Raw genomic sequence first — 13,011 nt, forward strand, 5'->3', positions numbered from 1 at the left:
GCTTTATACCCGTCCGATGCCGTCATGCTTGCACTCAAGCTCACGCTGGTCCCCGCTTTTCTGTTAATCGTCTCGATGTCGGGCAAGTGGTGGGGGCCATCCATCGCGGGTTGGCTGGCAGGACTGCCGGTCGTAGCAGGCCCGATCCTCTTTCTGCTGGTTCTTGCACACGGGCCGTTATTCGGCGCGCATGCGGCCACGCTCTCGCTCTCCGCCATCCTCGCTTCCGAAGCGTTCAATTTTGCCTATGCATGGACCTGCCGCTCGCGTGCCTGGCCGTGGGCGTTAGCGGCGGGGCTCCTCACCTGGCTGGCGGCGGCTTCTGCTCTCTCGTATTTGCCCGCCTCGCCAATGTGGGCGCTCGGCGTTGCGCTGGCGGCCACGCTGTTCGGACAGTCGTTTCTGCCGCGCAGCGCCGCCGTTGCAGCCGGCGCGCCGCTGACGCGCACCGATCTCATGAGTCGCATGCTGGCGGGGATGGCGCTCACGCTACTGGTGACGTCTGTGTCGGCGCGCGTCGGCCCCACATGGAGCGGCCTGCTCGCGGTGTTTCCATTGCTGGGGATCGTGCTGTCGGTATCGTCGCAGCGCGCTCATGGCGCGGATTTTGTCGTTTCGTTGCTGCGCGGGATGGTGCTGGGACGCTTCGCTTTCGCTGCGTTCTGCCTGTTCCTCGTGTGGATGCTGCCGCATCAGGCGCCGCTGCTTACGTTTGCTGAAGGGGCCTTGCTTGCGATGTGCGTGCAATGGGGCACCCGGCGTTTGACACGCGCAAGCCGGGTGCCCGCCAAGGCACCGGAAGCCATGGCGGCGGAGTAGGCAGGTACCGCTACTGCGATGCGCCCGACAGCGCAGTCTGTATTTGCGCAATGCCCGCCGCGGCGCAACGTTCGTCGTCGGTGCTGAGCGGTGACCCGCTCACGCCGATTGCGCCGAGCACCTCGTTGCCGCTTTTGATCAACACACTCCCCGGGACGAACAGGAGGTGGGTCGATCCTGCGCCTACGTTGGCGTGGTGATGACGTCGCCTTGCGTCAACCTGCCGAAGGGCACCTCGGTCTGCGTCTGGTCGTTCATTCGAAAGTTGCATGATCTGTAATCCTAATTAGAGAACTGACAAGCACCTTTGAATGGTGGGACCGGCCTATGTGCTAACGGACATTTGCGTTCCGGGCGATCAGGGACGCTGAGCCTGCTCCGGATAGCCGTGCGCTTCGTGCATGCGTCTCTGCGCGGCCAGGAACGGCTCGAAGTATTCGGCGCGCTCCGGCGTCCCGCCCGCGACCTCGTTGATCTCTCGAATGCCGATCGTCTGCCCGCTCGCCCCCCAGTTGCCGTCCGGCACTTCATGGATCAGCACCCAGTCGCCGCCGCGCTGCGGAAACGTGCCGTCGACATCAAGAGTGCGGGCAACGATGGCGTTGATCTGTCCATGCAAGGCGGTTTTGTCCACTTGCCGGGCAGCGCCGAGCGGATACACCACGTCGAAGAGAAAGCGGCCGCCTTTGGGCGGATCGAGATCGGGCTTGCCGCCGACGTACCACGAGGTCCGCGCGTCGACCTCGTCGAACAGCACATAGGCGACCGCACGGCCGGCGGGCATATCTGCGCCGACTTCCGCCACGAGGATGGCGGCAGTGAGTTCCTCGGCAAGCTGGGCTTTCTGCGCAGTGGTGAACGCGCCGCGTTGGTGGGTGATGCGTAGCAAAGGCATATGAGTCTCCTCAGAGAACACGCCGGCGGTTGCCAGCGCTTCTCCAGTAAATTATATTGGGATCGTAATTTAATCAAGAATTATGTGACGATCGTCATGTAAAAGGAGAGCTAGATGGCGCGCTATGCCCGAGGGCACAAGGAAGAAAGCCGTGCCCGGATCGTCGAGGCGGTGGGACGCGGGTTTCGCAAGCAAGGCTACGGCGGGGTCGGCGTGGACGGCCTGGCGCGCGAAGCGGGGGTGACCCACGGCGCGTTCTATGGCCATTTCCGCTCCAAGGCGGAAGCCTTCGGCGCGGCGGTGGCAGAGGGGTTGCGCGAACTGCGGCAGGCGGTGGAAGGCTTGCGCGCCGAGCACGGCAAGGGCTGGCTTCGAACGTTTGCTGCGTTTTACATGGGATACAAGCGGACTTGCGATCTGGGAGACGCCTGCACGCTGCCGAGCCTGTCCGTGGAAATCGAGCGGGCCGACCCAGCGTCGCGCGCTGCCTACGAAACCGAACTGCAAGGGGTGATGAAAGCGGTCGCCGCGGGTTTGCCGGAAGGCACGGATGCCGAGCGTGAGGCGCGTGCCTGGGTGCTACTGTCGCTGCTGGCCGGAGGCGTCACGCTGGCCCGTGCGGTGCCCACCGAGGCAACCAGCGAACAGATTGCCGCCGCGGTTCAGCAGGCGGTCGAAGTCATCGCGGGAGGCGGCTGATTCCCGGCTGGGCAAGGTGCAGTACATCGTAGACTTCGCCGCTTCGGGGCGCATCGGCCGGCGCCGACGAGACAGTGAAGCGGATCAGGCGCCAGGCATCCAGATCGAATGCCGACCACACTGCGACCGTATCGGGACGGGCCGCGATTTCCCGATTGAGTTCGATCTCCGCGGCGTGCAACGCCTTGCGATCCGTCGCTGCACTCACCACGCGTTCCTCGCGGTAGATCGATAGCGCCTGCTGCGCGCTGCCGCGCCGCGCATCCAGCGGCAACCACGTCTCGATCTGCGGACGGCCGAACGCATCGATGACCGCCTGGAAACGCTCACCCATCAGAAAACGTACGGCCGCATCCGGGTCCGACCAAAGGTACACCGAGGCGTAGACGTTGCCCGTCGCGCCATTGCGGTTGCGTTCCTGCAGCGCGAACGCCTTGCAGATCAAGCCTTCTGTGTCGTCCCAAAGCGGGCCGCGCGTGGCCGCGCGCTCGCGGATGATCTGCGTGTCGTAGTCGGCGGGCAAGCGGTGTGAATACTGCATCGCGAACATGCGGCTCTCCCTAAAGTGATGGAACGGTGCCCAGTTTGCACCGGCATGGGCTTGCAGTGAAGACCGGCAGCGAGATAGCTGTCATGACGAAAGGAAATCACGCCGCTGCGTGTGTGTTTTCCGTTTGTGCGCCAGATTCGACACTGTGGTTTACCCCCCGTCCATCTTCACGCAGCCGCCTGCTGGCGTGCTCATATCGGCCCGCTGAATCCGGCAATAGCGCTCGCGCGTATTGCGCCGCCGCCGGGCGAGGACTATTTTTCGACAGCCGCTAAAACGCGAGATGAAAGGGCTGCGGCACGCGGCCGCCCAGGTTTGCCCGCTCATTTCGCACGACGACATTCAAGGAGACAAGCTGTGCTTCCCGCATCCCTGCCGATCAACGTCGGCAATACGGCCTTCATGCTGCTGTGCGCGAGCCTCGTCATGCTGATGACGCCTGGCCTCGCGTTCTTCTACGGCGGTCTGGTCGAACGCAAGAACGTGCTGTCGATCATGATGCAAAGTTTCATTTCGCTTGCATGGACGACGGTCCTCTGGTTCGCGTTCGGTTACTCGATGTGCTTCGGGCCGACGTGGCACGGCATCATCGGCGACCCGACTTACTATGCATTCCTGCATGGTGTGACGTTGCAGACGATGTACACGGGCAACGATGCGGGCATTCCGCTCGTCGTTCACATCGCGTATCAGATGATGTTCGCCATCATCACGCCGGCGCTGATCACCGGCGCCTTTACGAATCGCGTGACCTTCAAGGCGTATTTTCTGTTCCTCACGGGCTGGCTCGTGCTGGTGTACTTCCCGTTCGTGCACATGGTCTGGAGTCCGGAAGGACTGTTTGCGAAGTGGGGCGTGCTCGACTACGCCGGTGGGATCGTGGTGCACAACACGGCCGGGTTTGCCGCGCTAGCTTCGGTGCTGTACGTGGGACGCCGCCATGTGATGTCGCACAAGCCGCATAACGTGCCGCTGATCGCACTGGGCACGGGTCTGCTGTGGTTCGGCTGGTACGGCTTTAACGCCGGCTCCGAGTTGCGTGTCGATGCGATCACGGCTTCGTCCTTTCTGAACACCGATATTGCGGCATCGTTTGCGGCTGTCACGTGGCTGCTGATCGAATGGCTCAATGCGCGGCAACCCAAGTTTGTCGGCCTGTTGACCGGCTCAGTAGCGGGCCTCGCGACCATCACACCCGCAGCGGGCTATGTATCGCCGAGCACGGCCGCGGTGATCGGAATTGCGGCTGGCCTGATCTGCTATTACGCGGTTGCGCTCAAAAACCGCCTCGGTCTCGACGATGCGCTCGACGTATGGGGTGTGCACGGCGTGGGAGGGTTGATCGGTACGGTGCTGCTCGGCGTGTTTGCGTCGAAGGCATGGAATCCCAATGGCGCGGATGGTCTGTTGCTCGGCGGCGGAGCGTTCTTCGTCAAGCAGTGCGTCGCGGTGATCGTCTCCGGCGTGTGGGCCTTTGTGTTCACGTGGGCGATGCTGTGGCTGATCGATCGCGTGACGGCGGTCAAGCTCGACGCGGCTGCGGAGCAGCGCGGCCTCGATACCGCATTGCACGGCGAGGTGGCGTATCTGGATGCGTGAGCGGCACCGACTCGCCTGATTACCTGAGGCTCGCAAGTTGCGCCGGTAGATCGGGCCTGATTTGCCGCTACCGGCGCTTTTGTCTTTACTTCACCGCAGCGCTTCGCGTAACGCTCGCCGGCCATTTCGCCCCTTCCAGCCATCCCGCATAAAACAACATTTCCAACATTTCCAACATTTTTATCTTGACACCCGGTTTTTGATTTGTGGAAATGGCGCCATCGCTGCAACACTTGGCTGCCAGGGGTTTTAATGTCGGACGATACGGAAGTGACCGCCATGCCGTGCGTGGTTGACGCCGCCAGGCAGATCAGATCAGGCGCCCTGACGCCAGTCGAGCTGCTGGAGGCAAGCCTCGCAGCCATTAAAACCCACAATTCCACATTGCACGCCTTTGGCGACGTCTACACCGAAGCGGCGCGCGACTACGCGGAAACGCTCGCCGAGGAAGCCGCAGCCGGGCGGTTCCGCGGTCCGCTGCACGGCATTCCGTTCGGCATCAAGGATCTGTTTTCGACGCAGGGGCTGCGCACCACGCGCGGTTCGCTCACCGCGCTGGACCAGGTACCGCAACAGGATGCGCCGATCATCGCAAGACTCAAGGCGGCCGGCGCCATCATGGTTGGCAAGACCGCGACCACCGAGTTCGGCTGGACGGGTTCAAGCATTTCGCGCGTATTCGGCAATGGACGCAATCCATGGAATCCTGCGCTGACCAGCGGCGGTTCGAGTTCCGGCTCGGCGATCGCTGTCGCTGCCCGGATGGTTCCGGCAACGCTAGGCTCGGATGGCGGCGGTTCGGTGCGAATTCCAGGCTCCTTTTGCGGCGTGTTCGCATTGAAGGGTACGCTCGGACGCATTCCCACCTGGCCGTGGTCGGCCACCGAAATGCTGAGCCACGCGGGTCCGATTACCCGCACGGTGCGCGACAGCGCGCTGTTATTCGACATCCTCTCCGGTCCGGACCCGCTCGATCATCAGGCATTGCCAGCCCCCACCGAATCGTTCTACGCACGCTGCGACGAACCGCTGCGGCCGTTGCGGCTCGCCTGGTGTCCAACGCTATTCGGCACGCCCGTCGATACGCAGGTGGCAAAGGCGGTGGGCGATGCAGTGCGCCTGATCGCCGGGCAACTGCCCGTGACGGTGGAAGAGAAAGTGTTGCCCTGGCAAGACCCGCTGCCTGTCTTCGAAGCGCTGTGGGCAGGCGGACGCGGCATTGCCTATGGAAAATCGCTGGGGCAGCAGATGGACCGGCTGGACCCGGGCTTTGCCGCACTCATCGAGCGTGCAAAAGACTTCAGTCTGGCGAGCTATCTCGCGGCGATGCAGCAACGTGCGGCATTCGCGAGTCAGGTCCACACGTTGTTCGAACAGTACGATCTGCTGATTACGCCGACGGTGCCGATTCTCCCGTTCGACGCCGACAGCACCGCACCGCCTCAATATCCCGCGACGGATAGCAGCCCTGTTCCCTGGGCCCGTTGGACGCCATTTACTTATCCATTCAACCTCTCGGGCAACCCCGCTGCTAACCTGCCATGTGGCTGGAGCAAGAGTGGGCTGCCGATTGGTTTGCAGGTTGTCGGGCCACGCTTCGCGGATGCGGACGTGTTGCAGTTCTGCGCCGCTTTCGAGGCGATCGCGCCATGGGACCAACGACTGCCCGCCATGCTCTCGGGCTGAAGCGTCGCGCACGCCGCACGAGGCGTCGCGACGTAGGCCTGGACTCAAACCCTTTTTCGGCACATCGGGTGCCACGGAAACTTTGCACTATGCTCAACCAGCCAAGGCTCGATGAAATCGTGCGGCTTCTCAGTCAGCAGCAGCGCGTTAAATCGATTGATCTGGCCACGTCCTTCGGAGTATCCGAGGAGACGATTCGCCGTGATTTCAAGTTTCTCGAAGGTCAGGGGAAACTGCGCCGCGTGCATGGCGGCGCCATTCTGCCGCGGCTCAATGAGGAACAGCCGCTGCAGGTACGCAATCGCATCAAGACGCAGGCCAAGGTAGCGCTCGCCGGTTGTGCCATGCAGATCGTCCAGGAGGGCATGGCCGTGTTTCTGGATACCGGCACGACCACGCTGGCGCTCGCGCAACGGTTGACGTCGTTTGCGAACCTGAAGGTGGTGACCAACTCACTCGATATCGCCCAGCTTCTGACGCACCAGAGCGACAACCAGGTGCTGGTGACGCCTGGCGATGTGCGCCGGAACGACAATGCTCTGATCGGTCCGCACACGCTTGAGTTTGCCCGCCAGTTTCACTACGACATTGCATTCATGGGAATAGGCGGTATCGATCTCGAACTGGGTCTGATGGACTACGAAGAATCGGAGGCACTGCTGCGCAGAGCGCTTGTGAAGCATTGCGTGCGCAGCGTGATTCTCGCGGACGACGGCAAGTTCGGCCACCGCACCTTCATCAATACTTTGCCCTTCAGCGCGATCAGCACACTCGTGACGAATCGCGCTTTATCCGACGAGTTCGCAACCCGCATGGAGCACGACGATGTCGACGTTCTCCACCCCTGAGTTGCTGCTTCCGGACGAGGCGGATCTGGCCGGGTTCGCCGCCCTGTTCGAGGAAAGCTCGTTGATCGGCGCGACGGCCGGTGGCGGTCTGCATCGGCTTGCGGCATCGGAAGAGGACGGCCGCGTGCGCGACCTCTTCTGCAACTGGCTGAAGGAGCGCGGCTTCGACGTGCGGGTCGATGCGGTTGGCAATATCTTCGGACTATTGACCTTCGACGAACACGCGCCGTATGTGCTGTGCGGCTCGCATCTCGACAGTCAGCCCAGCGCGGGCCGCTTCGACGGCGTCTATGGCGTGCTGGCCGCAGCGGTGGCGATCGCGAGTCTCGCGCGGCAGATCCGCCAGCGCGGCGAACGGCCCGCCTGCAATTTATGCGTGGTCAACTGGACCAACGAGGAGGGCGCACGATTCCAGCCCAGTCTGACCGGCAGCAGCGTCTACACGGGGGCGATGCCGCTCGGGCAGGCGCTCGCCTGCCGGGACGAACGAGGCATTTCGTTGCAGGCGGCTCTCGAGACGATCGGCTATCGCGGCGACTGGGTGCCTGACATCCGTGTCGCGGCGTATGTGGAAACGCACGTCGAACAGGGCTCGGGGCTCGAGAGCAGCAAGCTTGCGATTGGCGTGGTGCGCGAGACGTGGGCCGCGCTCAAATGGCGGGTGCGTTTCGACGGCGAACAGAACCATACGGGTCCGACTCCCATGGCGCAGCGGCGCGACGCGCTGCTGGCCGCGGCACACGCGGTCGTAGCGGTGCGCGCCGCAGCCGAACCGCATGGATTGGCCATGCACAGTTCAGTTGGACGGCTCGATGTGTATCCGAACTCGCCGAATGTCGTCGCGTCACGGGCCACACTGCTGATCGAGTTTCGCTCGCAGTCGGTCGAACGCCTGCAGGAAACGGCGGAGCAGTTTCAACTCACGCTCGAGCACATCGCGAAACTGACGGGTACTCGTGTCGATGTCGAGGAGAAACGGCTGCGCTCGCCACTGAAGCTCGACCGTGAATTATCGGACCTCGCTCACGATACCGCGGCCCAGTTGGACCTGCCTGTGGGCAACAGCGTGACGGTGGCGGGACACGACGCGATCAGCATGAGTCACGTTTATCCCACCTGTCTGATCTTTGTGCCGAGCAGCAACGGGGTATCGCACAACGAAGCTGAATTTACTGCCGAGCAGGATCTGCGAAACGGCTTGCGTGTGTTGACCGCGCTGCTGTATCGCATCTGCACCCAACCATCCGTCCGACGCTAAGGAACCGCTGTGGACAAGCACACTGCCGAATCGCGGCGACTACTCGAGGCTCTGCACGCGGCTGGCTTCTCAGGCACGCTTACGCTTGAAGCGGGTACCGCTGCGATTGCTTCGCCCATGCGGCTGGCAACGGAGTGGGCGGGCTTTACTGTCAGCACCGGGGATCAGAGCTACTACGCGAAAGTGCTCTACGACGACATGAGTCCGCTGATCGACGTCACGCGCAGCGGGCGGGCCAGCGGCTGTGCGGCCGAAGCAGGCGCAGCGCCGGGTGTGCGGCTCGTCGATGCGCAGCGTGGCGTCCTGTTGTTCGACGCGCTTCCTCGCCCCGGGTGGAAATGGGCGCGCGTCGATGATCTGACCGCCCCGGATCGCCTGCAAGCGCTGTGGGCGCTCAAGCGCAAGGTCCATCGAGGACTCGTGCCTGATTTTTTACGCTCGCCGCGCGAGGACATTCAGCGGCTGCGGGCGTTGTGCGAGCGTGACGAGGTCTCGCTGCCTGCAGATGCCGCGTGGCTCGATGAGTGTGTCGATCTTGCCTGCGCGGCCCTGCAATCCGGCGAAACGCAACATGTGCCGATTCACGGCGATGGCATTGCCAGCAATGTCATGATCGGACCGCAGGGGCAACTGAGCCTGATCGACTTCGACCGCGGCGGGTGCTTCGACCCGTGGTACGACGTGGCGACGACGCTCAACGACCTGTTCCAGTTCGAAGATGAGTGGCGCGCGGGCATCGCGGCTTGGGCGGGCCGCTGCGAGGAGGCCGATTATGCGCGCTGCCGCCTGTACGCACTGGTCGACGACTGGCTCTGCACGCTATCGGCAAGCTGGTCTGGCGCCACCTCGGAGCGTCAGGTGGAGTTCACCAAGCTCGGACAATGGACACTGCTGCGTTGCCGGCAAAGCGTGCAGGACGCACGTTTCGAAGCCTGGTTGCGGCAACTTCATGGAGTCGCATCATGAAGCGGTTAGGACAGGCTACAACCGCCGGGGAACACCAGATCGAGGCGGCGCTCAAGGCTATTCCTGCCTGGCGCAGCCTGACGGTCGGCTATGCGCCGGTGGGCGGCGGCATTTCCAATGCCAATTGGCGGGTCGAGGTGGAAGGGGCGTCGACGGCCTATTTCGTCAAGGTGCCGGGGCAGGGCACCGAGATGTTCGTCGATCGGCGCACCGCCCACGATGCCAGTCTCAAGGCCGCCAATACGGGTTACGGTGCGCCGGTGTTCGCCTTTCTGGAGGGACTGGGCGTTGAGGTATTCGAGTTCATGGAGGGATGGAAAGCCTCGTCGAACCGCGATTTTCTCGAGCACGACGTACGCCATAACGCGCTGCGTGCGCTCAAGGCGTTCAACGACCAGCCGCCATTGATTCAAACCAAGACAGTGTTCGACATGATCGATGAACACCAGCGGCAGGTTGCCGCCTTGAGCGCGCCCACGCCGCCCGACCATGTCTGGCTGTGCCGGCAGTTCGAGCGCGCACGCACGGCGCTGCAAAGCTCAGGAATCGATCTGAAGCCCTGCATGAACGACACGCTCGCCGGCAATTTCATGTTGAACGATCAGCGAGCGGTCCGGCTCGTCGACTTCGAGTATGCGTCGAACAACGATCCCCATTACGAGCTGGCGCTGTGGTTCGGCGAGATGTTTTTCACACCGGACATGGAGTCGGCCCTGATCGAGGAGTATTTCGGACGCGTGACGCCGCAGACTTTGGCGCGGGTCGCGGTCAACAAGGCGTTGGCGGATCTCAAGTGGTCCACGTGGGCCATGGTCCAGCGTGCGGTGTCGCAAATCGACTTCGACTTCTACAAATATGGTGTCTGGAAACACATGCGGGCCCGCGCGATCATGCATGACTCCCGCTGGGAACTCTGGTTGCGACAGGCGTAACCAGCCAGGGCGACCCGTCCGCTCGCAACGCGCCGAAGAAAGCGAAGCACCCGGATGAAGCCTGGAAATCGATAGTACCTGCGAAGTTGCACCAGTTTTGGCAGTTCAGTTGTTCACTCAAGTCAGCCTGGATTTACGGATGCACCAATCTCATGAATTGTTAGGTATACGAATCACTAAGGCGGTGCGGGCGCACCAGTAAGAGCCGCAACGCTCCGCCCTCCGTATGCCAGCAGTCACCTTGTCAATCTGTCACTTGTGCGGAGGTGGAATCGATGAAAGACGCTATCAAAGTAGACCCCCGGTCGACGCGAAGGATCGTGTTCGGCGCGTATTTCCTGCTCTTGCTGGCGATGGCGTTATTCCCGCCGTTCTACCTGAGCGTCAGCGGCAGCGCAGCGCTCGTCGCAGGGATTCCGTTGCCGATCTTTTACTGGGTGAGCAACGCTGTTCTCGCCGGACTGGGTGTGTGGGCGCTCTACATTGTTGAGAGCGTCAACGGTGAACTTCCCGAGGAGGGAAATCCAAATGGTTAAGTTTAGCGGCGGTAGTGATCTCTACATTACCTTCGGGATGATCGGGGTCTTTCTCGTCCTGATGATCGCAGTGCTTTATGCCACCAATCGCAAAAGCACCAGTTTCTCGGACTATGCGGTCGGCGGCCGGTCCTATGGCCCCTGGTTCATCGCGATGAGCTATACGAACTCATGGTGGCCGGGTTCGACGTTTACCGCGTTCTTCGCGCTTTCAGTGGGTGGCGTGCTGGGTTTCTATGGCATGGTGTACGCCACCCTGGGCGTGACCGCGATGTACCTGATGGCCAATCGCGCCTGGACCTGGGGCAAGCGCTTTAATCTGACCACGCAGCCCGATCTGCTTGGGATGCGCTATAACAGCCCAGCAGTGAAGCGCATTGCTTCGCTGATCGGCATCATCTCGGTGTTCCCATGGGTCGTCATGGGCATCCAGGCGCTGGCAACGCTGTTCCAGTTCGCGAGCTTCGGACAGTGGACGGTGACGAGCTGCCTGATTGCCGGCGTGGTCATCGTCCTGATCCGCCAGTACTGGACCGTGAGCATGGGTATGCGCGGGCTCATCATGACCGACATGTTTCAGGGCATGATTGCCTATGTGCTGTGTGCGGCGCTCTGTCTGGTCCTGCTGTCCGGCGCGCAAACTTCGTACTCCCACCTGTCGCAGTTGCCGCCCAAAATGTTGATCATTCCAGGCGGCACGCACTCGACTTATGGCCCGTGGTACATGTTTAGCCTGATTTTCACGGGTGTGATCGGTTCGATGTGCTGGCCGATGAGTTTCCAGCGCATCTATACGGCAAGCGGTGTGCGCGCAGTCAAGAAGGGCACGTTGCTGACAATGCTGCTGGTGGGCGGGTTCTATTGCATCCTGATGCTCTTCGCGGCTGCCGCGAGCGGCGACCCCAAGGTGGCAGCGGATCCGCAGCACGGCTGGTTCCTGGCGCTCTTCGACGTGGGTGGTCCGTGGATGCTGGCGATTTCGATCGTGATCGTGCTGGCGGCGAGTATCGGCCACGTGGACGGCTGCGTGCAGGTATGCGGCACCCAGTTCGCGAACGACCTGGCAACGTGGACGAGGCCGCGCAGCGACCGTCAACTGACGGTGCTGGCAAAGGCGGGCATGATCGTGTTCATCGTCGCGGCGGCGGTGCTCGCCTATCTGACGTTCGACTACAGCCGCCTGCAACTGCTGGCGCAGATTTCCTATCAGGGCATCATTCAGCTCGCCGTACCATTGTTCTTCGGCATATTCTCCCGGCGCGGCAACAAGCAAGGGGCGATTGCCGGCATGCTGGTAGGCATCGCGATTGCGATCGTGCTGACCGCGATCTATCCGGACGATGTGCCCTGGCTCGGTTCGCTGACAAGCGGCATTGTCGGCCTGATCGCGAACTTCGCGGTTTTCGTTGGCTTTGCACTGGCGCTGAAACCGTCTGCTGCCGAAGCGGCGCGAATCCAGGCGCTGTTCGACTCGGTGGAAACGGGCAAGGTCTCGATTCCTGCTGCAACGTCCCTGACGACCTGAATCCATTCACTCAAAGGCAATTCGATGGCTTTGGCGATTTTCGATCTTGACGAGACGCTGATCAACGGTGACTGCGCGAGCCTGTGGAGCGAGCGGATGTGCTCGCTCGGCTGGGTGGACCGGGCTTCGTTCATGCGTGAAAACGATGCGCTGATGAGCGCCTATAGCGAGGGCAAACTGGCCATGGAGGATTACATGGCTTTTAGCCTCGCGCCGCTCAAAGGGCGTACGGTCAGCGCAGTGGCGTTGCTCGTCGAGGCATTCGTCGACGAAGTCATCGAGCCGCGCATCTATGGCGATGCGCGGCGCACTGTCGACGGGCACCGCATGCAGGGCGACAGGCTGCTGGTGATCTCCGCCTCCGGTGACCACCTTGTGCGTCCGATCGCGGCGCGGTTGGGGATCGCCGAGGTGCTTGCGATCGAACTGGCGGCGGACAACGGAACGTACACGGGCGGTACGCGCGGCACGCTGACCTATCGCGAGGGCAAGGTCATTCGACTTGACGAGTGGTTGAGCGCCAGCCGCGAAAACCTCGATGGTGCGAGTTTCTACTCCGACTCGCGCAACGACTTGCCGCTGCTGCAGAAGGTGACGAGGCCACACGCGGTGAATCCCGACGCCGCGTTGCGGACTTACGCAGGGCAAGCGGCGTGGCCGATTCTGGCGTGGCGGTGAGAGGTACGCCGTCGCATCCC

General features: G+C 62.3%; 14 protein-coding genes. 11 read left to right on the forward strand and 3 right to left on the reverse strand.

Annotated elements, in window-relative coordinates; all coding sequences use genetic code 11:
- The first annotated feature begins 24 nt into the window (after window positions 1-24).
- Window positions 25-819: a hypothetical protein gene (locus P3T24_RS04840; protein ID WP_429289004.1), complete on the forward strand. Its 795-nt coding sequence runs from the start codon at window positions 25-27 to the stop codon at window positions 817-819.
- Window positions 820-829: 10 nt separating this feature from the next.
- Here P3T24_RS04840 and P3T24_RS04845 read toward each other — a convergent pair whose 3' ends face one another.
- Window positions 830-1,090 (reverse strand): heme-binding protein, encoded by a 261-nt coding sequence (locus P3T24_RS04845; protein ID WP_429432833.1) that lies wholly within the window; start codon window positions 1,088-1,090, stop codon window positions 830-832.
- 87 nt (window positions 1,091-1,177) lie between these two features.
- Window positions 1,178-1,714, reverse strand: coding sequence for a tautomerase family protein (locus P3T24_RS04850; RefSeq protein WP_429432835.1), 537 nt, complete (start codon window positions 1,712-1,714; stop codon window positions 1,178-1,180).
- A gap of 114 nt (window positions 1,715-1,828) precedes the next feature.
- On the opposite strand from P3T24_RS04850, the gene P3T24_RS04855 reads away from it, so the two are divergent.
- The gene (locus tag P3T24_RS04855) at window positions 1,829-2,413 is read left to right on the forward strand and encodes a TetR/AcrR family transcriptional regulator (protein WP_074268474.1); all 585 of its coding nucleotides are present in this window, start codon (window positions 1,829-1,831) and stop codon (window positions 2,411-2,413) included.
- Here the strand turns inward: P3T24_RS04855 and P3T24_RS04860 are convergent.
- Window positions 2,394-2,963 (reverse strand): DUF4865 family protein, encoded by a 570-nt coding sequence (locus tag P3T24_RS04860; protein ID WP_429432837.1) that lies wholly within the window; start codon window positions 2,961-2,963, stop codon window positions 2,394-2,396. The genes P3T24_RS04855 and P3T24_RS04860 overlap by 20 nt on opposite strands.
- A 357-nt stretch (window positions 2,964-3,320) precedes the next feature.
- On the opposite strand from P3T24_RS04860, the gene P3T24_RS04865 reads away from it, so the two are divergent.
- The 9 genes from P3T24_RS04865 to P3T24_RS04905 all read left to right on the forward strand — a co-directional run bounded on the left by P3T24_RS04865 (window position 3,321) and on the right by P3T24_RS04905 (window position 12,991).
- The gene (locus tag P3T24_RS04865) at window positions 3,321-4,562 is read left to right on the forward strand and encodes an ammonium transporter (RefSeq protein ID WP_429288999.1); all 1,242 of its coding nucleotides are present in this window, start codon (window positions 3,321-3,323) and stop codon (window positions 4,560-4,562) included.
- A 252-nt stretch (window positions 4,563-4,814) separates the two neighbouring features.
- Complete coding sequence (locus tag P3T24_RS04870) at window positions 4,815-6,248, forward strand: amidase (protein WP_429432839.1); 1,434 nt, start codon at window positions 4,815-4,817, stop codon at window positions 6,246-6,248.
- A gap of 89 nt (window positions 6,249-6,337) precedes the next feature.
- Window positions 6,338-7,096, forward strand: coding sequence for a DeoR/GlpR family DNA-binding transcription regulator (locus tag P3T24_RS04875; protein ID WP_429432840.1), 759 nt, complete (start codon window positions 6,338-6,340; stop codon window positions 7,094-7,096).
- Window positions 7,074-8,354 (forward strand): Zn-dependent hydrolase, encoded by a 1,281-nt coding sequence (locus tag P3T24_RS04880; protein WP_429432842.1) that lies wholly within the window; start codon window positions 7,074-7,076, stop codon window positions 8,352-8,354. The genes P3T24_RS04875 and P3T24_RS04880 overlap by 23 nt, the downstream gene beginning before the upstream one ends.
- Before the next feature lie 9 nt (window positions 8,355-8,363).
- Window positions 8,364-9,320 carry a phosphotransferase family protein gene (locus P3T24_RS04885; RefSeq protein WP_429432844.1) on the forward strand — a complete coding sequence of 319 codons (957 nt, stop codon included), beginning with the start codon at window positions 8,364-8,366 and terminating at the stop codon, window positions 9,318-9,320.
- Entirely contained in the window at window positions 9,317-10,252 is a 936-nt protein-coding gene (locus P3T24_RS04890; RefSeq protein ID WP_429432846.1) for a phosphotransferase, read from the forward strand. The genes P3T24_RS04885 and P3T24_RS04890 overlap by 4 nt, the downstream gene beginning before the upstream one ends.
- Before the next feature lie 275 nt (window positions 10,253-10,527).
- Window positions 10,528-10,788: a hypothetical protein gene (locus P3T24_RS04895; RefSeq protein WP_074268464.1), complete on the forward strand. Its 261-nt coding sequence runs from the start codon at window positions 10,528-10,530 to the stop codon at window positions 10,786-10,788.
- On the forward strand, window positions 10,781-12,313 hold the full coding sequence (locus P3T24_RS04900; RefSeq protein ID WP_429288994.1) for a sodium:solute symporter family protein: 1,533 nt from the start codon (window positions 10,781-10,783) through the stop codon (window positions 12,311-12,313). The genes P3T24_RS04895 and P3T24_RS04900 overlap by 8 nt, the downstream gene beginning before the upstream one ends.
- Before the next feature lie 24 nt (window positions 12,314-12,337).
- Window positions 12,338-12,991 carry an HAD family hydrolase gene (locus tag P3T24_RS04905; protein ID WP_429432848.1) on the forward strand — a complete coding sequence of 218 codons (654 nt, stop codon included), beginning with the start codon at window positions 12,338-12,340 and terminating at the stop codon, window positions 12,989-12,991.
- Window positions 12,992-13,011: the final 20 nt, after the last annotated feature.

The organism is Paraburkholderia sp. GAS33, from assembly GCF_050436645.1.
Classification (GTDB): domain Bacteria; phylum Pseudomonadota; class Gammaproteobacteria; order Burkholderiales; family Burkholderiaceae; genus Paraburkholderia; species Paraburkholderia phenazinium_B.

Bases quoted from the DNA above. Each gene is read 5' to 3' on its own strand.
- P3T24_RS04860 (WP_429432837.1), bottom strand. From the start codon at position 2,963: ATGTTCGCGATGCAGTATTCACACCGCTTGCCCGCCGACTACGACACG.
- P3T24_RS04870 (WP_429432839.1), top strand. From the start codon at position 4,815: ATGTCGGACGATACGGAAGTGACCGCCATGCCGTGCGTGGTTGACGCC.
- P3T24_RS04875 (WP_429432840.1), top strand. From the start codon at position 6,338: ATGCTCAACCAGCCAAGGCTCGATGAAATCGTGCGGCTTCTCAGTCAG.
- P3T24_RS04880 (WP_429432842.1), top strand. From the start codon at position 7,074: ATGTCGACGTTCTCCACCCCTGAGTTGCTGCTTCCGGACGAGGCGGAT.
- P3T24_RS04845 (WP_429432833.1), bottom strand. From the start codon at position 1,090: ATGCAACTTTCGAATGAACGACCAGACGCAGACCGAGGTGCCCTTCGG.
- P3T24_RS04855 (WP_074268474.1), top strand. From the start codon at position 1,829: ATGGCGCGCTATGCCCGAGGGCACAAGGAAGAAAGCCGTGCCCGGATC.
- P3T24_RS04895 (WP_074268464.1), top strand. From the start codon at position 10,528: ATGAAAGACGCTATCAAAGTAGACCCCCGGTCGACGCGAAGGATCGTG.
- P3T24_RS04900 (WP_429288994.1), top strand. From the start codon at position 10,781: ATGGTTAAGTTTAGCGGCGGTAGTGATCTCTACATTACCTTCGGGATG.
- P3T24_RS04850 (WP_429432835.1), bottom strand. From the start codon at position 1,714: ATGCCTTTGCTACGCATCACCCACCAACGCGGCGCGTTCACCACTGCG.
- P3T24_RS04890 (WP_429432846.1), top strand. From the start codon at position 9,317: ATGAAGCGGTTAGGACAGGCTACAACCGCCGGGGAACACCAGATCGAG.
- P3T24_RS04840 (WP_429289004.1), top strand. From the start codon at position 25: ATGCTTGCACTCAAGCTCACGCTGGTCCCCGCTTTTCTGTTAATCGTC.
- P3T24_RS04905 (WP_429432848.1), top strand. From the start codon at position 12,338: ATGGCTTTGGCGATTTTCGATCTTGACGAGACGCTGATCAACGGTGAC.